The organism is Cupriavidus sp. 01L46 (genome assembly GCF_056399905.1).
Genome location: NZ_JBFTSF010000048.1, coordinates 25,787 through 48,137 on the forward strand (window position 1 = coordinate 25,787; position 22,351 = coordinate 48,137).

Consider the following 22,351-nt stretch of genomic DNA (forward strand, 5'->3'; position numbering starts at 1 on the left):
CGCTAGGCAAAACGCTGGCTTGGTGGTGCTGCGCTGCGGTGCGAAGAGCCTCTGGAGAGCCTTGTGACAATCAGCTTCGAGCGGCAGGGCCGGGCTTCTTGCTATGCAGCATCGTCATGCCGGCGGGCGGGCACGGRCAGCTCGCCGGCGTCATCGTCTTCATCGCGGTTCATGCGCCAGGCATAGATTGCCGCCATCAGGACGTAGACGATCAGCGCGCCCTGCGCGCCGACCCAGAACGAGAAGGGCCAGCCGAAKAAATCGAAGCGCAGCTCGCGCGCATACCAGGCGACCACGAAGGTGACCACGAACCAGATCGACAGCAGCACGGCAATCCAGCGCAGGTTGCGATGCCACGCGCGGCGCTCGGACTGATCGGCCTGGTCGCGCCCGCCGCGCCCGCCTCGTGTATGGTCGGGGTTGGTCATGCAGGCTCCAGGGGAGATGGCCGGCGCAGCGTGATGCGAAAGCACGCGCCGGCCAGGCGCGGCTCCGTCTGGTAGACATGGTCGAGGATGCTGACATCGCCGCCGTGCTGCTGCACGATCTCGCGCACGATGGCCAGGCCCAGGCCGCTGCCCTGGGTCTTGGTGCCGAGCACGCGGTAGAACCGTTCCATCACGCGCTCGCGCTCGGCCACCGGGATGCCGGGGCCGGTGTCTTCCACTTCGAGGTACGCGAAGGGCTCGAACGCATCCGCGCTGACGCGCACGGTGGCGTGGCCATCGGCCGGCGTGTAGCGGATGGCGTTGTCGATCAGGTTGTTGAGCATCTCGGTAAGCATCAGGCGATTGCCTTGCACCATCACCGGGTGGTCGTCGGCATCCACGCCGAGGTCGATGCGGCGCGCCCACGCCTGCGGCAGCCAGTCCTTGACCACCTCGCGCGCGAGCGCGGCCAGGTCCAGCGGTGCCATGCTGCCGGCGCCGGCCAGGTTCTCCATGCGCGCCAGCGACAGCAACTGCGTCACCAGGTGAGCCGCGCGCTCCGAGCTGCCGGCGATCTGCGCCAGCGACTTGCGCAGCTCCTCGGGCGATTGCTCGCGCTGCGCCAGTTCCGCCTGCATGCGCAGCCCGGCCAGCGGTGTCTTCATCTGGTGGGCGGCATCGGCGATAAAGCGCTTCTGCGTCTGCACGGACACGTCGAGCCGCGCTAGCAGGTCGTTGAACGAGGCCACCAGCGGCGTGATTTCCTGCGGCGCGGCGTGCTCGTCGATGGGACTGGTGTCGCCGGGGTTGCGCGCGCGGATGCGCTGCTGGATCGAGGTCAGCGGGGCCAGCCCGCGTGTGAGGCCGAACCACACCAGCACCACCGCCAGCGGCAGGATCACGAACTGCGGCAGGATCACGCCCTTGATGATTTCATTGGCCAGCCGCGCGCGCTTGTCGAGCGTCTCGCCAACCTGCACCAGCACGGGCTGCGCGTCGCCCGCCTGCTTCAGGTCGACATAGGTGTAGGCCACGCGCACGTCGTTGCCCGCGATGCGGTCATCGCGCAGCGAGACCAGCCCGGCGTGGCCGCGATCGTCCTCGCCGGGCAGCGGCATGTCGTTGTCCCCGGCGACGAACTCACCGTGCGTGCCCACCACCTGGTAGTAAATGTTGTCGGTTTCATCGGCCCGCAGGATTTCGCGCGCGGACAGTGGCAACTGCAGCGTGACGCGCCCGTTGACCTCGCGCACCTGCTGCGACAGCACGATGGCGCTGGCCTCCAGCGAGCGGTCGAAGGGCCCGTTGGCGATGGACTTYGCCACCAGGTAGGTCACGGCAATGCTCATCGGCCACAGCAGCAGCAGCGGCGCCAGCATCCAGTCCAGGATTTCGCCGAACAGCGAGCGCGGCGATGGATGGCCCGCGCTGTCTTCAAGGTGCGGCAGGGCGCCGGCCAGCGTTTCGTCGCTGACGATCTCATCGGGCGGGGAGGGCGCGCGCGCGGGCCGTGCGGCCCGTGCGCGCCGCCGGGGCAGTCGCAGCAGGCTCATGGGGAGGGGGTGTCGGGCAGGTCTTGGCGGCGTCGCCGGCATGCCGTCAAAGGGAAAGGGAAACGGTGCTGAAGCCGATTCTGATTCTGACGATTCTGATTCTAATGGCGCATTCTAGTCGTGCGCCACGGTGGCCTGGAATTTCTCCAGGCAGTAGCCCAGCCCGCGTACCGTGGCAATGCGGATCCCGCCCACCTCGATCTTCTTGCGCAGCCGGTGCACATAGACTTCGATGGCATTGTTGCTGACCTCTTCGCCCCATTCGCACAGGTGGTCGACCAGTTGCTCCTTCGATACCAGCCGCCCGGTGCGGGTGAGCAGGATCTCCAGCAGTCCGACTTCGCGCGCGGAGAGATCCAGCATCTGCTCGTTCAGGTAGGCGATGCGGCCAACCTGGTCGAAGGCCAGCGGGCCGTGGCGCGTTAGCGTGGCGCCGCCGCCGGCGCCGCGCCGCACCAGCGCGCGCACGCGGGCTTCCAGCTCGGACAGGGCGAAGGGCTTGGCCATGTAGTCGTCGGCGCCCAGGTCCAGGCCCTTGACGCGCTCATCGACGCCGTCGGCCGCGGTCAGGATCAGCACCGGCAGCATGGCGCCGCGCGTGCGCAGGCGCTTGAGCACTTCCAGCCCGGGCATGCGGGGCAGGCCGAGATCGAGGATCAGGAGGTCGAAGGTCTGGGTCGAGAGCGCCGAGTCGGCTTCAACCCCACTGGCGACATGGTCGACGGCATAGCCGGAGTGACGTAATGAGCGTGTCAGGCCATCTGCCAGCACATCGTCATCTTCGGCGATCAGAATACGCATGGTTGTCTCCACCCTGGCCGGCTTAGTCGTCGCTTTACATCAAATGACGCGTGCGGGACTTGCCAAGCATACTGTTTTTTTATACAGTACTCGCTTGATCCGGTCGCGCAGTGAGCGGGCCGGATCGTACTGAATTTAGCAACGAACGAATAACGAACGAATTACCGACGTTTGCCCAATGTTTGCCCCTGCTGCCAGGTTCATTGTCATCAGGAGTTCGCGGCGCGGCGCGGGTCGGGCGGTTACCCGCAAAAGCAGGCGGCGCGCCACATGCGGCCTATTTATACACCATTGACGGAAGGACGACCATGGATGACGGCAAGAAGGCGGGTGCTGGCGTAAGCGCCGAAAAGCAGAAGGCGCTGGCGGCCGCGCTGGCCCAGATCGAGAAGCAGTTCGGCAAGGGCTCGATCATGAAACTGGGCGAGGCCGACATCGACCAGGATATCCAGGTCGTGTCCACCGGCTCGCTGGGCCTGGACATCGCGCTGGGCGTCGGCGGCCTGCCGCGCGGCCGCGTGGTGGAAATCTACGGTCCGGAATCCTCGGGCAAGACCACGCTGACGCTGCAGGTCGTGGCCGAAATGCAAAAACTGGGCGGCACCTGCGCCTTTATCGATGCCGAGCACGCGCTCGACGTCAACTATGCCGGCAAGCTCGGCGTGTCCGTGGGCGACCTGCTGATCTCCCAGCCCGACACCGGCGAGCAGGCACTGGAAATCACCGACGCGCTGGTGCGCTCGGGCTCGGTCGACCTGATCGTGATCGACTCGGTGGCGGCCCTGGTGCCCAAGGCCGAAATCGAAGGCGAGATGGGCGATTCGCTGCCGGGCCTGCAGGCCCGCCTGATGAGCCAGGCGCTGCGCAAGCTGACCGGCACCATCAAGCGCACCAACTGCCTGGTGATCTTCATCAACCAGATCCGCATGAAGATCGGCGTGATGTTCGGCTCGCCCGAAACCACCACCGGCGGCAATGCGCTGAAGTTCTACGCCTCGGTGCGCCTGGACATCCGCCGCATCGGCTCGATCAAGAAGGGCGATGAGGTGATCGGCAACGAAACCAAGGTCAAGGTGGTCAAGAACAAGGTATCGCCGCCGTTCCGCGAAGCCTTCTTCGACATCCTCTATGGCCAGGGCATCTCGCGCCAGGGCGAAATCATCGACCTCGGCGTGGACGCCAAGGTCGTCGAGAAGTCGGGCGCGTGGTACAGCTACAAGGGCGAGAAGATCGGCCAGGGCAAGGACAACGCGCGTGAATACCTGCGCGAAAACCCGGACATCGCCGACGAGATCGAGAACAAGGTGCGCGAGTCGCTGGGCGTGGTCCTGATGAACGGCACGCCGGCCACCGCCGGCGCCGTGGTCACCGCCGAAGACTGAGCTTCGCTGGCCGGGCCATTCCCGGCCGCGATCCCCACCCCGGGGCGGCACGCGCAGCGACGCGCGCCGCCCCGGTTTGCATTTTTAAAGCGCATTGATAAAGCGCGGTGTTCAAGCGCTGTCCAACGCGCGCTTTGTCGACAGCCTGGTGCACCGGCGCGCGGCCCGCTATGGTGCCGCCCGCGTGATGCAGGAAGCCCGCACCCATCAGCTCGGCGGCGATCAGCTTGCCGACCTGCAGGATCGCCTGCGCGGGTCGGAGCTGGAGCGCGGCCGCGCGGTCTGGCAAAAGCGTTTTGGCACGCCGCCCGCCACGCCGGAAGACAAGGCCAAGCAGATCCGCTTTATGGTCGCCCGCGGCTTTTCCCGCGCGGTGGTGAGCCAGGTGATCAAAGGGGCGGATGAATGGCTGGACGGCAGTGACTGACGTCCGCCGGCGCGGGAGCCACAAGTTCAAGTGATGCCGCGGTGATGTCACGGCCCTGTCCTGCACCGGTTTCGGGCACATACCTGCTTTGCCAGTAGGCGTATTCCGAATCTTCACGCCTTGTTCACGCCTTGTTCACGACTTGATGCCTTAGGCCGTTTCCCCCGCAATGCCGCGATTTTTCCGCATGCGCGGGGCTTGCCCGTCGCTCGACAATCCCAGACAACAGCGCCGCGCGCAGTTTGTTCCCGGCCAAGGTTGGCCGGCATGTTAAAATCCTGCGGTTTTCCGGCCCAGCCGTCCATTTCTCCCGCTCCTGCCTGGTGTTATGCCGCTTTCCCCGCCCGTCAATCGCGCCCTGCGTCACCGTCGTGCCATCACGGCGGAGGCTTATCTTAGGGACGACGGCCTATGGGACATCGAAGCGCGCCTGACTGACACCAAGCCGCGCGAGATTCCGCTGGCAGGCGGCGGCGTGCGCCCGGTGGGCGAGCCGCTGCACGATTTGTGGCTGCGCGTCACCATTGACCTGCGCATGAACGTCGTGGACGCCGATGCCTGTTCCGACTGGGTGCCTTATCCCGGCCAGTGCGACACCATCGGCCCGGCCTACCGCAAGCTGATCGGCCTGAACCTGATGAAGGGTTTCCGCAAGTCGGTGAAAGAGCGCCTGTCGGGCGTGGCCGGATGCACGCATTTGACCGAGCTGGCCGGCATACTGCCGACCACCGCGATCCAGGCATTCGCCGGCGATGTGTTCAACATTCGCGACGGCGGTGCCGAAGACACCAGTACCGAACCGCCTTACCAGTTGCATGGCTGCCATGCCCTGCATTTCGAAGGCGAAGTCGTACGCCAGTTTTACCCCCGCTGGTATGGTCACCAGCCAAAACCGAGGACCAAGACCGAAGGGTCTTCGACCCCGGCGGCGCAGCCAGCGGAGGCGCTCGCCGCCCCCGCCGGCGGCGCCATGTCGCGCAGGTCAACCGGTACTTCTGGCTAAGCCAGGCCGGCCTGCAGTCCGCCGAGATTCCATCTCCACACTTTTACGCCTACCCGAAAGGAAACACGCATGAATATCCATGAGTACCAAGGCAAGGAAATCCTGCGCAAATACAATGTGCCGGTTCCGCGCGGCATCCCCGCGTTCTCGGTCGAAGAGGCCCTGAAGGCTGCTGAACAACTGGGCGGCCCGGTATGGGTCGTCAAGGCGCAGATCCACGCGGGCGGCCGCGGCAAGGGTGGCGGCGTGAAGGTGGCCAAGAGCATCGACGAGGTCAAGACCTACGCCACCAACATCCTCGGCATGACCCTGGTCACGCACCAGACCGGCCCGGAAGGCAAGAAGGTCAACCGCCTGCTGATCGAAGAAGGCGCTGACATCAAGAAGGAACTGTACGTCAGCCTGGTGGTTGACCGTGTTTCGCAAAAGGTCGCCCTGATGGCCTCCAGCGAAGGCGGCATGGACATCGAAGAAGTCGCTGCCCACAGCCCGGAAAAGATCCACACGCTGATCATCGATCCGTCGGCCGGCCTGCTCGACGCGGACGCTGACGACATCGCCCGCAAGATCGGCGTGCCCGACGCAAGCGTGGCGCAAGCCCGCCAGGCCCTGCAAGGCCTGTACAAGGCATTCTGGGACACCGATGCTTCGCTGGCTGAAATCAACCCGCTGATCCTGACCGGCGACGGCAAGGTGATCGCACTGGACGCCAAGTTCAACTTCGACTCCAACGCCCTGTTCCGTCACCCGGAAATCGTCGCTTACCGCGACCTGGACGAAGAAGATCCGGCTGAAATCGAAGCGTCGAAGTTCGACCTGGCCTACATCTCGCTGGACGGCAACATCGGCTGCCTGGTGAACGGCGCTGGCCTGGCCATGGCCACCATGGACACCATCAAGCTGTTCGGCGGCGAGCCGGCCAACTTCCTCGACGTGGGCGGCGGTGCCACCACCGAGAAGGTGACCGAAGCCTTCAAGCTGATGCTGAAGAACCCGAACCTGAAGGCCATCCTGGTCAACATCTTCGGCGGCATCATGCGTTGCGACGTGATCGCCGAAGGCGTGATCGCTGCATCCAAGGCCGTGTCGCTGTCCGTGCCGCTGGTCGTGCGCATGAAGGGTACCAACGAAGAGATCGGCAAGAAGATGCTGGCCGACTCGGGCCTGCCCATCATCGCCGCCGATACCATGGAAGAAGCTGCCCAGAAGGTCGTGGCTGCTGCCGCGGGCAAGTAAGCCAGACGCGAACACGAACGCCAGCAGCGCGCCGGGGCCAGGCCTTCGCGCGCTGCTTTGAGCCAAGCAAAGGATTACAGCATGTCGATTCTGATTAATAAAGACACCAAGGTCATCACCCAGGGCATCACCGGCAAGACCGGCCAGTTCCACACCCGTGGCTGCCGCGACTATGCCAACGGCAAGAACTGCTTCGTTGCCGGCGTGAACCCGAAGAAAGCGGGCGAAGACTTCGAAGGCATTCCCATCTACGCAAGCGTCAAGGATGCCAAGGCATCGACCGGCGCCACCGTGTCCRTGATCTACGTGCCGCCCGCAGGCGCCGCTGCCGCCATCTGGGAAGCCGTTGACGCTGACCTGGACCTGGTGGTCTGCATCACCGAAGGCATCCCCGTGCGCGACATGATGGAGCTCAAGGACAAGATGGCCAAGGGCAACAAGAAGACCCTGTTGCTGGGACCGAACTGCCCGGGCCTGATCACGCCTGACGAAATCAAGATCGGCATCATGCCGGGCCACATCCACCGCAAGGGCCGCATCGGCGTGGTGTCGCGCTCGGGCACGCTGACCTATGAAGCAGTCGGTCAGCTGACCGCGCTGGGCATGGGCCAGTCGTCGGCAGTGGGCATTGGTGGCGACCCCATCAACGGCCTGAAGCACATCGACATCATGAAGATGTTCAACGACGATCCCGAAACGGACGCCGTGGTCATGATCGGCGAAATCGGTGGTCCGGACGAAGCCAACGCGGCTTACTGGATCAAGGAAAACATGAAGAAGCCGGTGGTTGGCTTCATCGCTGGCGTGACCGCGCCTCCGGGCAAGCGCATGGGCCACGCCGGCGCGCTGATCTCGGGCGGTGCCGACACGGCGCAAGCCAAGCTGGAAATCATGGAAGCCTGCGGTATCAAGGTCACCAAGAACCCGTCGGAAATGGCTCGCCTGCTCAAGTCGATCCTGTAATACCGATTTGCAGCCTCCCGCCTCCGGGCGGGAAAGCTTGCCGGAGCCGGCGCGCTCGCATGACTGCGACCGCACACCGGCTCTCCATGCCCCCGCCTGCGTGCGGGGGCATGTCATTCTGGAGTACCGTTACCTAGGGTATCTCCCAAGGTGTGCGACATGCCGATTGAAACCGAATCGAAAGCTTGATACGGTAAATCTTCATGTCTGAAGACTCAGACATCCGAAATTCCGCAGGCGCCGCAGTTTTTGGCGGTGTCATGTGGCGTTAGAATCATAATTTAAGAAATTCGAGGAGCTTTACCGTGGAACTGCTGTCCTCCACCGCTTTCTGGATCGCGTTGGGATCCATTATCCTGACCAACATCGTGCTATCCGGCGACAACGCCGTGGTGATCGCGCTGGCCTCCCGCAACCTCCCGCCCGCCCAGCAGAAGAAGGCCATCTTCTGGGGCAGCGCCGCCGCCATCATCATGCGGGTGGTGCTGACGGTAGCCGCGGTCAAGCTGCTGAGCCTGCCGTACCTGAAGATCGTCGGCGCCATCCTGCTGGTCTACATCGGCGTGCAGCTGCTCACCGGCGATGACGACGAAGAAGGCCACTCGGCCAAGGACAACATCTGGGCCGCGATCCGCACCATCCTGATCGCCGACCTGGTGATGTCGCTCGACAACGTGGTGGCCGTGGCCGCCGCGGCGCAGAAGGGACCGGAAGGCAGCCAGCTGATGCTGCTGATCCTGGGCCTGGGCCTGTCGATCCCCCTGATCGTGTTCGGCAGCACCATCCTGCTCAAGGTCATGGACCGCTTCCCCATCATCATCGTGCTGGGCGCCGCGCTGCTGGGCTACCTGGCCGGTGAAATGCTGGTCAGCGACCCGGTAGACGCCGCATGGTTCGAGATGCACGTGCCRCATGCCCACCTGGTGTTCGGCGTGATCGGCGCCGCGCTGGTGGTGGTGGTTGGCAAGCTGCTGAATAAGCGAGCGCCACAGACGGCCTGACGCACTTTGTCGGGTAGGTGGGGTCCCCGTCGGGGGCGCCGCCGGAAAAACGGGCGGCCCGGGAACTGCCCGTTTTGTTTTTTGGGTTGCCGCGCAGACCACGGCGCGGAAATGGCCGTGATGTCAGTGCGATTTCAGACTGACTTAAGCTAAAACATCGACTTACTGACCCTCTGCGTCATACTTGGTGACAAAATTTGCGCGGGATCAACACCCGGAAGGGCCTGAAGTGGCGAAAATTGTCACTCGCCGACGAGACATCAAGACTTGCCGGCGCTGGCACGCTAAGTGCTAAGAACTGACGGCATCACATGAAACAGAATGTTTCGATTTGTATCTAAAATTCCTTCGAGGGGTCAATCATGCAACAACGGGTGCAACAAATGAAAAAACTGGGCCGCCGAGTCCAGAAGGGCTTCACGCTGATCGAACTGATGATCGTGGTTGCGATTATCGGTATTTTGGCGGCGATTGCTATTCCGCAATATCAGGACTATGTGACGCGTGCTCGTTGGACGGAGAATGTTACTTCCATCGCCTCGTTGAAGCAGGCTATTGCAGAGTGCGTTCAAAATAATGTCCAAGCTGCGGGCGCTGCCGCCGCACCGTGCGATGCATTGGGCGCTGCCGGTTTGGGAAGTACGGCAGGTGGTGGATTTGCCACGGTGCCTGCATCTAAGTACGCAGCTAGCGTTGCCTATACCGGAGGAGTGATCACGATCACTGGTACGGCTGCAGTGGGCTCTTGCGTGGTGACCGTTACGCCTGCCATTGCGGCCACCTCAGTGAGTTGGACACTGGCCACTACGACCTGCAGCAAGGCGCAAACTGGCGTTTAACGACTTTAGGTTTGCTTTAATTACCAAGAAGCGCCTTCGGGCGCTTTTTCTTTCCCCGCTCCCCAAGCTATCATCCGCCTTTTGCCAATAAGGCATAACAAGGCACCCCACATGCTGCCCTCCCGGTCAGCCATCCCTCTCAGCTTCCTGGCCGTAGCCGTCACGCTACCGCTGCTGGTCTCCCGGCACACGCTCCCCCTCGCCACCTTCTACGGCGAATGGACTTCCGCATTGCTGTTCGTGCTTGCCGTCATCGTGCTGGGCGCCTCGGCACAGCGGCAGGGCAGGAGCACGGCCTACCAGGCCGCCCCTGCCCAGTTCCCCTGGATCGTCCTCTTTCCCCTCTGGCTGATCGCCACCGGCATCACGCAAACGCTGACCGGCATGGCCGATGTGTCGGGCAGCCGGTTGCTGACCGAACTCTCGCTGGCGCTGGGCGCGGCGGTAATGTGGGCTGCCTGGCGCCAGGGCCGTGCTGCGTCGTCCGTGGAGCGGCAGGCGATGGTGGATGTGCTGGCCATCGCCTGGCTGGTGGCGGGGTTGCTGGGCACGCTGGCGCAATGGGTGCAGGTGTTTGGCCTGGAGCCCGACACGCTGGGGATGGTGTCCACTTACTTTTACGATGACAACCGCCGCTTGTGGGGCAACCTGAACCAGCCCAATCACCAAGCTACGGTTGCGGGCATTGCGCTGGCGGCGGCGGTCTGGCTGGCGGCGCGCGGGTGGTTGCGGGTGCCGGCCTGGCTGGCGGCGGCGGTGCTATTGGTGAGCGGGATCGTGCTGTCCGGCTCGCGCACCGGTGTGTTGCATGTGGGGCTGGCGGCGGTTTATGCGCTGGTGGCTGCCTGGATGGCGCGGGGCGGGGCGGCGTTTGGCAGCACCGGTGAGCTGGGCGGATTCGCAGGCGCCATGCAGCGCGCTGGCCACGCCGGGCGCAACCCCATGCGGCGTCCCGCCGGGCTGGTGTTTGCCGCGGTGGCCATGGTGGTTTTGCTGCTGCTCTTGCAGCCGGCGATCAAGAGCGCCGGGCAGGCAATGGACTGGCGCCTCTTCGATACCGTKGCGCAGATGCAGGGGGGCGACCAGCTCTCGTGGCGCGCCGCGATGTGGACGCACGCGTGGGCGATGTTCCGCGCCCATCCGTGGCTTGGGGTGGGCTGGGGTGAGTATGGCTGGGCGCAGTTCCAGCAGCTCGCGCGGGTGGGCGTGAAAGTCGAGATGTCGCTGCATGCGCACAATGCCGTGCTGGATATGTTGGCCAAGATGGGCGTGATCGGCGCGGCGGGCGTGTTCCTGAGCCTGCTGGCGTGGCTATGGCGCGTGGCGCGCCAGCGCTTGTGGCGCGGGGACGCGCGCGAGCGCGCGCAGACGGGGCTGGTGCTGACCTGGCTGGCGATGCTGTGCGCGCATTCGATGCTGGAGTACCCGCTGCACTACTTGTATTTCGTGCTGCCGTTCTGCTTCATGCTGGGCTGGCTGGAGCCGTCGGGGTTCGGCCGCCTGCGCGTGCCGCGCGGGTTTGCCGTGCTGGCGGGCCTGGCATTCGCCGGCGTGGCGGCAGCCATCCTGACGACAATGTGGCAGGACTACCGCCGTGCGGAGGCGCGCGAGTACGCCCGTGCCGAGCGCCGGGCCGCATTGCCGATGCCGAACTTCTGGTTTCGGCAGGCTGCCGCGTCGGACGCAATCGAGGAGGCCAAGATCACGCCGGAGAACGCCGCGCGGTTGCTTGGGCCCCATATCGCCGCCGTACACCTGCTGCCGACGCCGACGCTGATCTCGCGCACCGCCTGGCTGATGGCGCTGACCGGTGACCCGGTACAGGCCCGGGCGTGGCTGGAGCGCCTGCGCTTCTACTTTGCGGGGGACGAGGCTAACCAGTTCGCGGCGCTCGCCCGCGCCTGCGCCGAAGTCGACGCGGCGGCGCAGCCGCGGGATTTCTGCGACTGGGTGCAGCTGCGCGCCAAACGCAAACCGGAGTGAGCCTTGCTAAGCTGCGCCGCGCCGGGCTATTGCGGCGCGTAGCCCGGGGGCGGCGGTGGCGGATAGTAGTACGTTGGCGCGGCCACCGGACGCGGGGCCGAGGCCATGTGACCGTAGACCGGCACCCGGTTGCCGCTTGCGTACATGCATTGCACATACKCCGCGTCGTACTGGCGCTGGCTGCCATAGCCGGCATATTGGGCGTTGCCTGCCCCTACCGCCGCGCCGGTGAGCAGGCCGACACCCGCGCCCACCGCCGCGCCCGAGCCGCCATTGAAGGCCGCGCCGGCCGCTGCGCCCAGCGCGGTGCCCACCACGGCGCTGCCTACCGCGCTATTGGTGGCCGCCTGGTTGGCGGTGACGCCACCCACCTGTCCAAAGGCGAACTGGCGGCAGTTGTTGTCGTCAGCCCGGAACTGGTCGAAGTTCTTCCCGGTGCCCGGCAGCACCATCACGCTTGGCCCGCTGGGCATCACTGCGCATCCGGCCAGCACCATCGCCGCGAGCGGCAGGCTCAGCAAGATTGGCAGGCTGGGGCGGTTGAAGTGGTTTAGGACTTTCATCTCGGCACCTCGGTACCTCGGTCATCGATCATGGTCCGCGCACGCCGGCGCAGCGCGCCGTGAGCGCTTCGGGCATTCAGCTTGCCCGTCTGTCAGGCGTCAGGTGGAAATCAGGCGGGCATCAATCACACAGCAGGCGCTAGGCGGGTGGCTGTGCCGGCACCTTCCGCCAGCCGCCGGGGCAGGCCTTGATATACGGGTAGTAGCCGTCAGGCCGCGCGCAGTGATACCAGTACGCCTGCTGCTGGGGCGCGGGTGCCGCGACACCGCCGCTGTCCATTTCCATCGTGCCGTCCTGGTCCTGCTCGATGTACTGCGCCGGCGCCGCAGGTACCCCGACGACCGCGGGCCCATAGGCGTAGCCGGGCGGGTAGTAGTACGGGTAGGGGTAGCCCCACCCGTAGCCGTAGCCGAATCCGGGGCCGATATAGACGCCTACGCTGCCGTGCCAGCCGCCATGCCAGCCACCGCCGCCATGCCATCCACCACCACCACCGTGCCAGCCGCCGCCGCCTCTTCCCGCCAGCGCGGTACCGCTCGCGCCCAGCGCCGCCAACACCAGCAAAAGCTGGCCAACCCTACGCCCGTTCATGTTGCCCACCTTGCATCGACGCGGAACGTGGTTCCGCCGGCAGCGCAGCTTGCGCCCCCTAAACTGCATTGAATACCAATTTGCCGCAAGCCGCGATGCGCCGCGCTCTGGCGAAATGCGGCGTTACGCTTGTTACAGCGGAAGCGGTCCTGGCGCTGGACTGTGTCAGGATTGGTAAGAAAGGCGGTGCATATCGGTGGCGCGTATCGGCGATGCGGATCAGGCACATGTGGCGGGTGCCGGGCAACCTGCTCAGGTGCCCGCCACCCAGTCCCCCGACTTCCCGCCATGCTTCTCCAGCAGCCTCACATCGCCCATCACCATGCCGCGGTCGACCGCTTTGCACATGTCGTAGATGGTCAGCAGCGCCACCTGCACGCCGGTCAGCGCTTCCATTTCCACGCCGGTCTGGCCGTGAGTCTCGGTGCGCACGGTGCAGCGGATGGTGGCGCTGGCCTCGTCCATCGCGTAGTCCACCGCCACCTTGGTGAGCGAGATCGGGTGGCATAGCGGGATCAAGTCAGAGGTGCGCTTGGTGGCCATGATGGCGGCCACGCGCGCAATGCCTGGCACGTCGACTTCGGAAGCGATGCCGCGAACTGCATCGCTTATCGCTGTGGATTCTTCTACTTTCCACTTGGCCCGCAACATTCGTTAGGGCAGGCCGGAAGCAGGGAGATTTCGACACGCCTCCCGTTGCTCACATCGCCCGGCCTGTACACCCCAAAGTGTTCTTGCACAGGCACCTGATTGAAGTTCGTCTCTTTCAAGGTACGCGCGACCGCGTGGAGACGTTCCGCCGCCAGAGATTTGGGGCTACTCTCGCCTTCCTCGGCATAGCCCCCGACCGTCAAGGCCTTTTGCTTCGGGTACTTGATGCGCTGATCGACCATCCAGTTCGCCAGGCGAAGCATTTCCGATGCGGTCACGACACTTGAGTTGGACGCGAAGTAAACGTCGATGTTCTTGCCCGGCATGCACGCATGCGCGCACTGCATCGACAAGAATGCTGACAGCACAAGGACGATGTTAGCCGCGCTCATAGATCACATATCCTGCAATGCTGTCAGCGTTCTGAAGTGTCAGTTCGGGCCGAGTTTTTGCGAACTTCAAACACTCGCTCATGAAATACTCAATATCTCGCGCACCAAAGGTATCGGCAAAGTGCGAGACTTCGTGAATCAGCGTTGAAACCTGAGAATCCGCAGTATAGGAATAATCCCGCAACTCACAGAATTCCAGATGGATCGCGATGGTGTGGGTTCGCGTGTCCGGCGCGCAAACTTCGGCTACGACTCCGACTTTCTTCTTGGAATTTGAGGTGCAGCCGACATGCGCCATCGCGCTTTCGGAGTATCGAACGAAATTGTCGGGCGTTAGCATAGCTAGAACACCACGTAGGCGACCAAGTCCCGCCGTCAAGCTTGTTCGGGTAGAAGCATCATCAGACCCGAACCATTCCGAGACCCGGAATCTGTCGGCTGACGACCATCTCTTTAGTTCGGTTAGTCGCTTATCGACTAGGGATACGGCTTTGTTGCGCCGCTCCATCACGAGCCGAGCAAATTCCTCGTTCGTCATGTTCGGGCAAATCCGGTCCGGATCGTCAGCAAGCTTACTGCCTTGCATGTTTTCCACAAGCTTATTCTGTGCCTCAGATGACAGCGTGCTGGTGGTATCGGCGGGCATGCGAATACCGTTGCCGCGGTTCACCTCGATGGTGAAGTCGTTCTGTGAGGCGATGACGATTGGTTTCACCGGGCATTTGCAATTGACTCGGGCACCTTCCACAAGGATTTGCCGCCCCATAAGGTCGAACGACGGATAGCAATCATTGGTCACTATGCCGCCACTTTTGCACGCCGGGCAGGTTGCGAAGTCGCCTTCGACTGCCACGTTGACGCCGTGACGGGACATCGTGCCGGTGCCCACTAACGCGCCGTTTTTGCTAGTCCGGTCACCGTCGCGCAGTGCGTTTCGCATATCGTTCATCGTTCAATCTCCCTATTCATCGTCTGGCTTGGTGCGCGGGACATGCCCACGCGCACGCGAGGATAGAGATGGTCTGTCCAATCCATCTCCCCCTGTTGTTGCACAGCAATCTGTGCGATTAGCCAGATATACAGAGAAGACTAGTTTTACGAAATCAGACAAATCCGAAAAAATGTGAATTTCCGTCAATAACCATCAGTCGGCCGCTGGCTTATTGTTCCCAGACAAGTTGCGGGGTGCCCGGAAAATCAACGGGTTACGAGTTTCCACTGCGAGCGTGATAGCTGGGGATAGCCAAGGATTGTGCCGACCTACCGGCTGGGTCGCTTCGCGCAATGCCTGTTCCTGGAGGGTGTTGAGAACGCGGGTTCTCGCCGAGGCGGGGAAGGCCTTGCGTACTCTACTCCACTAACCTTTTGTGTAGCGGGGAGACCTACTCAATGTATTGCCCAATGACTTCCGCCAAGGTGGTCCTATCGACCTCCTGTCTGCTAACGTGCACACCTCGCGCAGTCTCGGACTCTACGGCACGTGCCCAGCGCTCAGCCTCGGCTTTGCTGTCAAAGGTTCGGACTTCCGGGAATCCCTTCTGCGAAACACGGGCTTGCCACGTGTTCTCCCTACGTCTTATTGATGCCACCGCTTGCCTCACTTGGACAAACGTTGGACAAACCGAAGAACTTGCGACTGTTAGTGCACCCAAAAGGCTGGAATGAACCTATGGGGGGCCGCATGGAACGCAATGGGGGTGTAAGGGTGGGCTGAGGATAACTCAATGAAATCAGATGTTTAGGTCTTTTCCGCCACCCAATCCCCCGACTTCCCACCATGCTTCTCTAGCAACTTGACATCGCCCATCACCATGCCGCGGTCGACCGCCTTGCACATGTCGTAGATGGTCAGCAGCGCCACCTGCACGCCGGTCAGCGCTTCCATTTCCACGCCAGTCTGGCCGTGGGTCTCGGTGCGCACGGTGCAGCGGATGGTGGCGCTGGCCTCGTCCATCGTGTAGTCCACCGCCACMTTGGTGAGCGAGATCGGGTGGCATAGCGGGATCAGGTCAGCGGTGCGCTTGGTGGCCATGATGGCGGCCACGCGCGCAATGCCTAGCACGTCGCCCTTCTTGGCCGTGCCGTCGCGCACCAGCGCAAAGGTGGCGGGGAGCATGGTGATGGTGCCGGTGGCGACGGCCACGCGGTGGCTGTGCGCCTTGGCGCCGACGTCGACCATATGGGCTTGTCCGGCGGAATCGAAATGGGTGAGCTGGCTCATGGCGTGGACCTGGCGGATGCGGGGGAATGAATGCCTGACGGATGCGCTTGCCGCGCGTGCCGGGGCAGGGCGTGGCAAGACCGGGCGACGCCCGATGGGAATGGCTTCCGGAGGCCGCTATCATAGCAACATGCGCAAGAACCAAACGCTCGCCGGAGCGCTCTCCTCGCCCGCCCGACAGGCGTGCCTCATGCCTTCCAGGATTCCCGTGGGCCTTGCCCGCCGCTCGCTGGCGGCACTGGTGGCGCTGACGATCGCGCTGCCCGCCTGGCCCCAGCAGCGCCTGCTGCAGAACGATCCCACGCGTACCGCAGCGGCCGCCGCCGCAGCGGGGAGCGATAGCCGCGACGGCAGCGACCAGGTCTACGACAACCTGAACCGCAGCGTGAAGGCTGGGCAGAAGTCCGATTTTGGCCTGCGCAGCAACAACACCGTGGTGGAGACCTCCGGCGTGCAGTTGCCCGACCTGGGTGATCCGTCCACCGCGTCGCTCACGCCCGACATGGAGCGGCGCCTGGGCGACCGCATCATGCGCGACATCCGGCGCGACCCGGACTACGTGTCCGATCCGCTGCTGGCCGATTACCTGAACGCGCTTGGCTATCGCCTGGTGCAGGCGGCGCGCCGTCAGAACATCTCGGGCTCCACCGGCGCCGGTACCTTTGCCACGGGGTTCGAGCTGTTCGCGGTGCGCGACCGCAGCATCAATGCCTTTGCGCTGCCCGGCGGGTATATCGGCGTGCACACCGGCCTGCTGGTGCAGTCCGACACCGAGTCCGAGCTGGCCTCGGTGCTGGGCCACGAAATCGGCCACGTGATGCAGCGGCATATCGCGCGCGGCATCACCACGCAGGACCAGTCGATGTGGATCGCGCTGGCCTCGATGGTGCTGGCCGGGCTGGCCGCCACCAAGAGCGGCGACGCGGCCGCGGCGCTGGCCATGGGCGGACAGGCGGCGGCGGTGTCCAACCAGCTGTCTTTCTCGCGCGGCGCCGAGCGCGAGGCYGACCGSGTCGGCTTCCAGATCATGACSGCTGCCGGSTTYGACCCGCAGGGCATGCCYGAYTTCTTCWMGCGGCTGCAGCGCGTGGTGGGAATTTCGGAAAGCTCGGTGCCGTCGTACGTGCGCACCCACCCGCTTACCTCCGAGCGGATCGCCGACATGCAGGACCGCGTGAGCCATGTGGCGGTGCGCCGCGTGGCAAGCACGCCCGAGTACGAGTTCGCGCGGATGCGCGCCCGCATCCTGCAGGAAATCTCGCCCAGCGATCTGCAGAACGCGCGCGCAGCGCTGCAAACACAACTGGCGTCAGCCTCGCCGGCGCGCCTGCCTGCGCTCCACTACGGCATCGCGTTCGCCGAGCAGCGGCTGGGCCGCAACGCCGCGGCCGAGCAGTCGCTGGCCGAAGCCCGCCGCTTGTACGGCACGATCCCGGGCGCGACCTCGGGCAGCCCCATGCTGGATGTGATGGCGATCGAGCTGGCGCGCGCCCAGGGCCGGCAGCAGGACGCGCTGAACCAGGTGGTGGCGTCGATGAGAGCGTTCCCGTTGTCGCACGCGGTGGCGCTGAGCTATGCCGCGACCTTGCTTGGCGCAGGCCGCACGGACCAGGCGGTGACCTTCCTGCGCGAGCGCACGCGCGAGGAAATCGCCCGCTCCGAGTGGTGGGACATGCTGGCGCGGGCCTATGCCGCGCAGGGCCGGCGCGTGCAGCAGCACCAGGCGCTGGCGGAGAAATACGCCGTGGATGGCGCCTACCAGGCCGCCATCGAGCAGTTGCAGATCGCACGCAAGGCGGGCGACGGCGATTTCTACACGCTGTCGGAAGTCGATGCGCGGCTGCACCAGCTGGAGCGCCAGTACCGCGAGGAAAAGCAGGACAACAAGGGCATGCCTAACTGACGCCCATGCTCATGCCGCCTGTTCTCCCGCAGGCGGCTGGGGCTGGCGCACAAAGGCGTAGCGCGCCGGCACTTCGTCCTCGGCGATCGGCTCGATCTGCACGTCGGCGCCGTTGAAATGAAACACGCCGAGATTGCCGCCACAGGCCTCGCCGTGCCAGGTGCAGGCGCTGCTAAAGCCATCCAGGTCGTGGTCGTGCAGCAGCGCGGCTTGCGGGCCGCCGCCGCTTTCCCCTTCCACCGTGCCCACCAGCACCACGTTGCCGTGCTCGTCCGCATGGCAGCCGTGCAGCGTGAAGGCGCGCCGCGAGGTGGTGTGCAGCTTGCCCTGGTGCAGCCGCACGATCCAAGGCGCATAGGCCAGCGACACGAACACGCGCTGCGGGCCGTTCTGGAAATACCAGCCACCGCGTTCGTCGCGCTGGTAGTTGCGCTCGATAAAGGCGATCAGCGCCTCGTGGCGGATCGGGTCGCCGGACAGGCCATGCTGCTGGGCGTACTCGTTGCGCATGCGCCATTGCCCGCGCCGGTCCAGCGCCAGCCACCCGTAGCAGTTGGGGACGTTGGGCCAGCGGGCCATGGCTTGCTTGACGGTCTCATCCATCTTCGGTGCCTCCTTGCGGGACCGCCCGTGTCCGGGCATCCCGCTCGCATTCGTTCTGGTGACGCTGGGCTGCGGGTGCGGCCCGTAATCAACGCCACTGCGCAACGCCACTGCGCAACGCCACTGCGCAACGCCACTGCGCTACGCCACKGCGCTAAGCCACGGCGTCGAAAAACCGCAGGATGCGCGCTGGCAGCCACTCGATATGCCCCGCAAAGGGCAGCACCGGCAGCGCGCGCAGCCAATCTTCGCGCGGTGTCATGAAACCGACGTGACCGCCGTGCTCGGGCTGCTCCAGCCAGACCTGCGGGCTGACATCAGCGGGGCCCGGCAGGTGGCGCGCCGGCAGGAAGGGATCGTTGCGCGCGTTGAGCACCAGCGTGGGCACCTTGATCTCGCCGAGCACCGGCTTGCTGGACGCGCGCGCCCAGTAGTCATCGGTATCGCGAAAGCCATGCAGCGGCGCTGTCACGATATTGTCGAAGGCGTACAGGTCACGGCTGGCGAGCATGGTCTCGCGGTCGAACAGCCGGGGATATTGGCTCAGCTTGGCCAGCGACTTGCGTTTCAGGGTTTGCAGGAACATGCGCGTGTACAGCATGTTGAAGCCTTGCGACAGCGCCGCGCCGCCGCCGGCCAGGTCCAGCGGCGCCGAGACCGATGCCGCCGCGCTGATATGGCCCGCGGCGCTGCCTTGTTCGCCCAGCAAGCGCAGCAGGGCATTGCCGCCGAGCGAAATGCCTACCACCAGCAGCTTGCGCCCGTGGCCGCAATACTGCCGGTGCAGCCGCGCCAGGATCCAGTGGAGCTCCTCGGCATCGCCCGAGTGATAGAAGCGCGGCGCCAGGTTCAGCTCGCCCGAGCAGCCACGAAAGTGCGGGATCACGCCCTGCCAGCCGCGCGCCGCCAGCGCATGCATCATGGCCTGCGCGTAATGGCTGCCGGAGTCGCCTTCCAGGCCATGGAACATCACCAGCAGCGGGGTATCGGGCGTGACCGGGTGCGTGGTCCAGTCCAGGTCGACGAAGTCGTCGTCCGGGGCGGTCCAGCGCTCGCGCTTGAAAGCCACGCGCGGCGGGCGCTGCGTGAAGCGCGCCGGAATGATGGTCTGCGCGTGGCCGCCGGCGAGCCACCAGGGCATGCGGCGGCCGCCGCCGAACGAGTCGGTGGTGCGGAGGTCGTCCGGCGCGGGCCGGTGGTGCGAAGGCGGAAGCTGGCTCATGCCTGCAAGGCGATAGGCGGTCAAGCGACGCGCGTGACGGGCTGGCCGGCCCGCCGCGCCGCGTCCAATCCTAGTGGAGGGCCTGGCCTGGCGCCGTGCTCACGGCCGCGACCTGGGCGGCGTTGGCCGGGCTGCARTGGATGTGCGCCAGGCGCCAGCCCTCGTGGTTCTGCATCAGCACATAGGTGGTGTGCACATAGAGGTCGGCTTCGACGCGGTCGTCGCCAAAGCGCAGGGCTTCGGTCACGTCGAAGATGGCGACGCCCATCGAGGTATGGCTGCTGGTCTCGATCACGTCGATCAGCACCGGCTGTACCTCCAGCAACTGCGCAAAGGCCTGGCGCAGGTGCTCGTGGCCGATCAGGCGCTGGCCGTCCGGCATCACGCAGGTAACCGAGTCCTCATCCAGCCACAGGCGCAGCGCGCCGTCGGCATCGCGTAGCTTCATGGCCTCGCGAAAGGCTTCTACGATGTCTTCGGCGGAATCGAACAGGCGGGCAAAACGAGGCATGGTGGACTGGGCTCAGGGATTCGTTGGCCGGATAAACACGAACGGCGGGTCAGCGCTTCAGGCCCGGTGCAGGAGCTTGCGCAGCTCCACAAACACCATTTCGGGCTCGATGTCCTTCAGGCAGCGCAGGTGGCCAAGCGGGCACTCGCGCTTGAAGCACGGACTGCATTCGAGCTGCAGCCACATGATACTCGCAGCCTGCGACAGCGGGGGTGTATGGCGCGGGTCACTGGAGCCGAACACCGCCACCTGTGGCCGGTTCAGCGCCGCGGTGACGTGCATCAGGCCGGAGTCGTTGCACACGGCGGCTTCCGACATCGCCAGCAGGTCGACGGCATCGTCCAGCGAGGTCTGGCCGCACAGGTTGCGCACGAAGGGCGCGGCCTTGACGATCTCGTCGGCGATCTCGGCGTCCTTGGGCGAGCCCAGTGTGACCATTTGGGCATACGGGAACGAGCGCTTGAGCATCTGCGCCAGCTCGGCGAAATGCGCGGCCGGCCAGCGCTTGGCCGGGCCGAACTCCGCGCCCGGGCAGAACGCGATCAGGCGCGTCTGCGGCGCGATGCCGAAGCGCTCCGCGGTCTTGGCCATGCGCACCGGGTCGGTTCGCAGGCGCGGCTCGGGCAGGTTCTCCGGCAGGCGGGCGCCGGGCTTGAGCGCCAGCCGCGCGTAGTGCTCCACCATGGGCGGGCGCTGGTCGCGGGGCGGATTGCCGTGGCGGATATTGAGCAGGCCGAAGCGGGCTTCGCCGCGATAGCCGACACGCAGCGGGATAGCGGCCAGCCAGGGGATCAGCGCGGACTTGAGCGAATTCGGCAGCACGTAGGCCGCGTCGTAGCCTTCGTTCTTGAGCTGCTGGGCGAACATCAGGCGGGCCGAGAGCTGCAGCTTGCCGTGCGCCAGTTCGCTGGGGAAGACCTGGTGGATCTCGGGCATGCGGGCCAGCACCGGCGCCACCCATTTAGGGGCGAGGGCGTCGATCTGCAGGCGCGGATGGCGCGCTTTCATGAGGGTGAAGAGCGGCTGCGCCATCAGGGCGTCGCCGATCCAGTTGGGGGCGATGACGAGGGCTTTTTTCATGAATGGGGCGCTGCCGGAAGGGTGGGCGTGGCGCAAGCTGCGCGCGCCACGCACGCCGACGCTCCGGCGCGCCGCAGGGCGGGCCGGAGCATCGGGGTGGTGCGGTCAGGCGTGGGCCGTGTCAGTGGTGACCCTTGATCACGGTGCCAGGCTTGAGCTTGTAGACGGTACCGCAGTACGGGCACTTCACTTCGCCGGTGTCGGTCACATCGAGGAAGACGCGCGGATGGTAGTTCCAGGTCGGCGTGTTGCCGGTGGGGCAGTGCAGCGGAAGGTCTTCCGCGCCGATTTCGATCAGGGAGGCGGTTTGCGTCATGGTGTTGCGGGGATGGTTTTAGTCTTTGGTATGGACTGAAGTATGACTGGTTAAACGGTTCGTGATTGCCTGGCGCGCTTTCGGGTCCCGGGGTGGTGGTGTCAAACCACGGTCAGCCAGTGCTTGTATTGTTCATTGGTGCCGCCGACCGCGGCGAAGAAGGCATCCTGCACGCGCTTGGTCACCGGGCCGCGGCGGCCTTCGCCGATCACGCGGTCGTCGAGCTCGCGGATCGGCGTGACTTCGGCCGCGGTGCCGGTGAAGAAGGCCTCGTCCGAGCAGTACACCTCGTCGCGCGTGATGCGCTTCTCGCGCACCTCGATGCCAAGATCGCGGGCGATGGTGAGGATGGCGTCGCGGGTGATGCCGTCCAGGCACGAGGCCAGGTCAGGCGTATAGATCACGCCGTCGCGCACCACGAACACGTTTTCGCCCGAGCCTTCGCTGACGTAGCCTTCGGTATCCAGCAGCAGGGCTTCGTCGTAGCCCATGCTGGTGGCTTCCTGGTTGGCGAGGATCGAGTTGATGTAATAGCCGCTGGCCTTGGCCCGCACCAGCGATACATTGACATGGTGGCGGGTGAAGGAAGATGTCTTGACGCGGATGCCGCGCTCCAGGCCTTGCTCGCCCAGGTAGGCGCCMCACGGCCACGCGGCAATCGCCACGTGGATGGTGTTGCCC

General features: G+C 64.9%; 23 protein-coding genes and 2 pseudogenes. 9 read left to right on the forward strand and 16 right to left on the reverse strand.

Annotated features, from left to right (window positions below; translation table 11 throughout):
- Positions 1 to 101: 101 nt before the first annotated feature.
- The 3 genes from AC1DS3_RS11315 to AC1DS3_RS11325 form a co-directional block, all read right to left on the reverse strand.
- Positions 102 to 428: a DUF4212 domain-containing protein gene (locus AC1DS3_RS11315; RefSeq protein ID WP_477127177.1), complete on the reverse strand. Its 327-nt coding sequence runs from the start codon at positions 426 to 428 to the stop codon at positions 102 to 104.
- The gene (locus AC1DS3_RS11320; protein WP_441638034.1) at positions 425 to 1,981 is read right to left on the reverse strand and encodes a sensor histidine kinase; all 1,557 of its coding nucleotides are present in this window, start codon (positions 1,979 to 1,981) and stop codon (positions 425 to 427) included. The genes AC1DS3_RS11315 and AC1DS3_RS11320 overlap by 4 nt, the downstream gene beginning before the upstream one ends.
- A gap of 114 nt (positions 1,982 to 2,095) precedes the next feature.
- Entirely contained in the window at positions 2,096 to 2,782 is a 687-nt protein-coding gene (locus tag AC1DS3_RS11325; RefSeq protein ID WP_441638036.1) for a response regulator, read from the reverse strand.
- Positions 2,783 to 3,090: 308 nt separating this feature from the next.
- Here AC1DS3_RS11325 and recA point away from each other — a divergent pair, with 308 nt between their 5' ends.
- Complete coding sequence (gene recA, locus AC1DS3_RS11330; protein ID WP_174428686.1) at positions 3,091 to 4,164, forward strand: recombinase RecA; 1,074 nt, start codon at positions 3,091 to 3,093, stop codon at positions 4,162 to 4,164.
- A 118-nt stretch (positions 4,165 to 4,282) separates the two neighbouring features.
- Positions 4,283 to 4,591: pseudogene (gene recX / locus AC1DS3_RS11335) on the forward strand (recombination regulator RecX); the annotation flags it as partial.
- Between the two features lie 113 nt (positions 4,592 to 4,704).
- Here the strand turns inward: recX and AC1DS3_RS11340 are convergent.
- Positions 4,705 to 4,896: a hypothetical protein gene (locus AC1DS3_RS11340; RefSeq protein ID WP_441638040.1), complete on the reverse strand. Its 192-nt coding sequence runs from the start codon at positions 4,894 to 4,896 to the stop codon at positions 4,705 to 4,707.
- A 23-nt stretch (positions 4,897 to 4,919) separates the two neighbouring features.
- Between AC1DS3_RS11340 and AC1DS3_RS11345 the strand changes: the two genes are divergently transcribed.
- From AC1DS3_RS11345 to AC1DS3_RS11370, 6 genes are all read left to right on the forward strand, one after another.
- Positions 4,920 to 5,594, forward strand: coding sequence for a DUF2889 domain-containing protein (locus AC1DS3_RS11345; protein WP_441638042.1), 675 nt, complete (start codon positions 4,920 to 4,922; stop codon positions 5,592 to 5,594).
- A 69-nt stretch (positions 5,595 to 5,663) separates the two neighbouring features.
- Positions 5,664 to 6,830, forward strand: a complete 1,167-nt coding sequence (gene sucC, locus AC1DS3_RS11350; protein WP_043343899.1) for an ADP-forming succinate--CoA ligase subunit beta — start codon at positions 5,664 to 5,666, stop codon at positions 6,828 to 6,830.
- Between the two features lie 81 nt (positions 6,831 to 6,911).
- A complete protein-coding gene (sucD, locus tag AC1DS3_RS11355; protein ID WP_477127178.1) occupies positions 6,912 to 7,793 on the forward strand; it encodes a succinate--CoA ligase subunit alpha in 882 nt (293 codons plus the stop codon).
- 305 nt (positions 7,794 to 8,098) lie between these two features.
- The gene (locus AC1DS3_RS11360; RefSeq protein WP_441638045.1) at positions 8,099 to 8,794 is read left to right on the forward strand and encodes a TerC family protein; all 696 of its coding nucleotides are present in this window, start codon (positions 8,099 to 8,101) and stop codon (positions 8,792 to 8,794) included.
- Positions 8,795 to 9,177: 383 nt separating this feature from the next.
- Positions 9,178 to 9,633: a pilin gene (locus AC1DS3_RS11365; protein WP_441638101.1), complete on the forward strand. Its 456-nt coding sequence runs from the start codon at positions 9,178 to 9,180 to the stop codon at positions 9,631 to 9,633.
- A 111-nt stretch (positions 9,634 to 9,744) separates the two neighbouring features.
- Complete coding sequence (locus AC1DS3_RS11370; RefSeq protein ID WP_441638047.1) at positions 9,745 to 11,616, forward strand: PglL family O-oligosaccharyltransferase; 1,872 nt, start codon at positions 9,745 to 9,747, stop codon at positions 11,614 to 11,616.
- A gap of 26 nt (positions 11,617 to 11,642) precedes the next feature.
- Here the strand turns inward: AC1DS3_RS11370 and AC1DS3_RS11375 are convergent, their stop codons facing one another.
- From AC1DS3_RS11375 to moaC (AC1DS3_RS11400), 6 genes and pseudogenes are all read right to left on the reverse strand, one after another.
- Positions 11,643 to 12,113, reverse strand: a complete 471-nt coding sequence (locus AC1DS3_RS11375) for a hypothetical protein (RefSeq protein ID WP_477127182.1) — start codon at positions 12,111 to 12,113, stop codon at positions 11,643 to 11,645.
- Positions 12,114 to 12,318: 205 nt separating this feature from the next.
- Positions 12,319 to 12,771, reverse strand: coding sequence for a hypothetical protein (locus AC1DS3_RS11380; RefSeq protein ID WP_441638049.1), 453 nt, complete (start codon positions 12,769 to 12,771; stop codon positions 12,319 to 12,321).
- A 252-nt stretch (positions 12,772 to 13,023) separates the two neighbouring features.
- A pseudogene (gene moaC, locus AC1DS3_RS11385) lies at positions 13,024 to 13,365 on the reverse strand (cyclic pyranopterin monophosphate synthase); the annotation flags it as partial.
- Between the two features lie 32 nt (positions 13,366 to 13,397).
- On the reverse strand, positions 13,398 to 13,814 hold the full coding sequence (locus AC1DS3_RS11390; protein ID WP_477109304.1) for a hypothetical protein: 417 nt from the start codon (positions 13,812 to 13,814) through the stop codon (positions 13,398 to 13,400).
- Positions 13,801 to 14,763, reverse strand: coding sequence for a M35 family metalloendopeptidase (locus AC1DS3_RS11395; RefSeq protein WP_477109305.1), 963 nt, complete (start codon positions 14,761 to 14,763; stop codon positions 13,801 to 13,803). Before AC1DS3_RS11395 ends, AC1DS3_RS11390 begins: the two co-directional genes overlap by 14 nt.
- Positions 14,764 to 15,552: 789 nt before the next feature.
- Positions 15,553 to 16,035, reverse strand: a complete 483-nt coding sequence (gene moaC / locus AC1DS3_RS11400; RefSeq protein ID WP_477127179.1) for a cyclic pyranopterin monophosphate synthase MoaC — start codon at positions 16,033 to 16,035, stop codon at positions 15,553 to 15,555.
- A 190-nt stretch (positions 16,036 to 16,225) separates the two neighbouring features.
- Between moaC (AC1DS3_RS11400) and AC1DS3_RS11405 the strand changes: the two genes are divergently transcribed.
- A complete protein-coding gene (locus tag AC1DS3_RS11405; protein ID WP_477127180.1) occupies positions 16,226 to 17,938 on the forward strand; it encodes a M48 family metallopeptidase in 1,713 nt (570 codons plus the stop codon).
- A gap of 9 nt (positions 17,939 to 17,947) precedes the next feature.
- Here the strand turns inward: AC1DS3_RS11405 and AC1DS3_RS11410 are convergent, their stop codons facing one another.
- The 6 genes from AC1DS3_RS11410 to AC1DS3_RS11435 all read right to left on the reverse strand — a co-directional run.
- Entirely contained in the window at positions 17,948 to 18,541 is a 594-nt protein-coding gene (locus tag AC1DS3_RS11410) for a DUF2946 family protein (RefSeq protein WP_441638082.1), read from the reverse strand.
- 154 nt (positions 18,542 to 18,695) lie between these two features.
- A complete protein-coding gene (locus tag AC1DS3_RS11415; RefSeq protein ID WP_441638084.1) occupies positions 18,696 to 19,763 on the reverse strand; it encodes a YheT family hydrolase in 1,068 nt (355 codons plus the stop codon).
- 70 nt (positions 19,764 to 19,833) lie between these two features.
- Positions 19,834 to 20,274, reverse strand: a complete 441-nt coding sequence (locus AC1DS3_RS11420; RefSeq protein ID WP_441638086.1) for a YybH family protein — start codon at positions 20,272 to 20,274, stop codon at positions 19,834 to 19,836.
- Between the two features lie 57 nt (positions 20,275 to 20,331).
- Positions 20,332 to 21,354 (reverse strand): lipopolysaccharide heptosyltransferase II, encoded by a 1,023-nt coding sequence (waaF, locus tag AC1DS3_RS11425; protein ID WP_183034520.1) that lies wholly within the window; start codon positions 21,352 to 21,354, stop codon positions 20,332 to 20,334.
- A gap of 121 nt (positions 21,355 to 21,475) precedes the next feature.
- Positions 21,476 to 21,670, reverse strand: a complete 195-nt coding sequence (locus tag AC1DS3_RS11430; RefSeq protein WP_006158072.1) for a zinc-finger domain-containing protein — start codon at positions 21,668 to 21,670, stop codon at positions 21,476 to 21,478.
- Positions 21,671 to 21,771: 101 nt separating this feature from the next.
- The coding region (locus tag AC1DS3_RS11435; protein WP_477127181.1) for a branched-chain amino acid transaminase at positions 21,772 to 22,351 on the reverse strand (580 nt) is incomplete at its 5' end.

Coding starts and splice junctions, on each gene's coding strand:
- AC1DS3_RS11325 (WP_441638036.1), bottom strand. CDS start 2,782: ATGCGTATTCTGATCGCCGAAGATGACGATGTGCTGGCAGATGGCCTG.
- recA (WP_174428686.1), top strand. CDS start 3,091: ATGGATGACGGCAAGAAGGCGGGTGCTGGCGTAAGCGCCGAAAAGCAG.
- AC1DS3_RS11340 (WP_441638040.1), bottom strand. CDS start 4,896: ATGGACGGCTGGGCCGGAAAACCGCAGGATTTTAACATGCCGGCCAAC.
- AC1DS3_RS11345 (WP_441638042.1), top strand. CDS start 4,920: ATGCCGCTTTCCCCGCCCGTCAATCGCGCCCTGCGTCACCGTCGTGCC.
- sucC (WP_043343899.1), top strand. CDS start 5,664: ATGAATATCCATGAGTACCAAGGCAAGGAAATCCTGCGCAAATACAAT.
- AC1DS3_RS11365 (WP_441638101.1), top strand. CDS start 9,178: ATGAAAAAACTGGGCCGCCGAGTCCAGAAGGGCTTCACGCTGATCGAA.
- AC1DS3_RS11380 (WP_441638049.1), bottom strand. CDS start 12,771: ATGAACGGGCGTAGGGTTGGCCAGCTTTTGCTGGTGTTGGCGGCGCTG.
- AC1DS3_RS11390 (WP_477109304.1), bottom strand. CDS start 13,814: ATGAGCGCGGCTAACATCGTCCTTGTGCTGTCAGCATTCTTGTCGATG.
- AC1DS3_RS11395 (WP_477109305.1), bottom strand. CDS start 14,763: ATGAACGATATGCGAAACGCACTGCGCGACGGTGACCGGACTAGCAAA.
- AC1DS3_RS11410 (WP_441638082.1), bottom strand. CDS start 18,541: ATGGATGAGACCGTCAAGCAAGCCATGGCCCGCTGGCCCAACGTCCCC.
- AC1DS3_RS11415 (WP_441638084.1), bottom strand. CDS start 19,763: ATGAGCCAGCTTCCGCCTTCGCACCACCGGCCCGCGCCGGACGACCTC.
- waaF (WP_183034520.1), bottom strand. CDS start 21,354: ATGAAAAAAGCCCTCGTCATCGCCCCCAACTGGATCGGCGACGCCCTG.
- AC1DS3_RS11430 (WP_006158072.1), bottom strand. CDS start 21,670: ATGACGCAAACCGCCTCCCTGATCGAAATCGGCGCGGAAGACCTTCCG.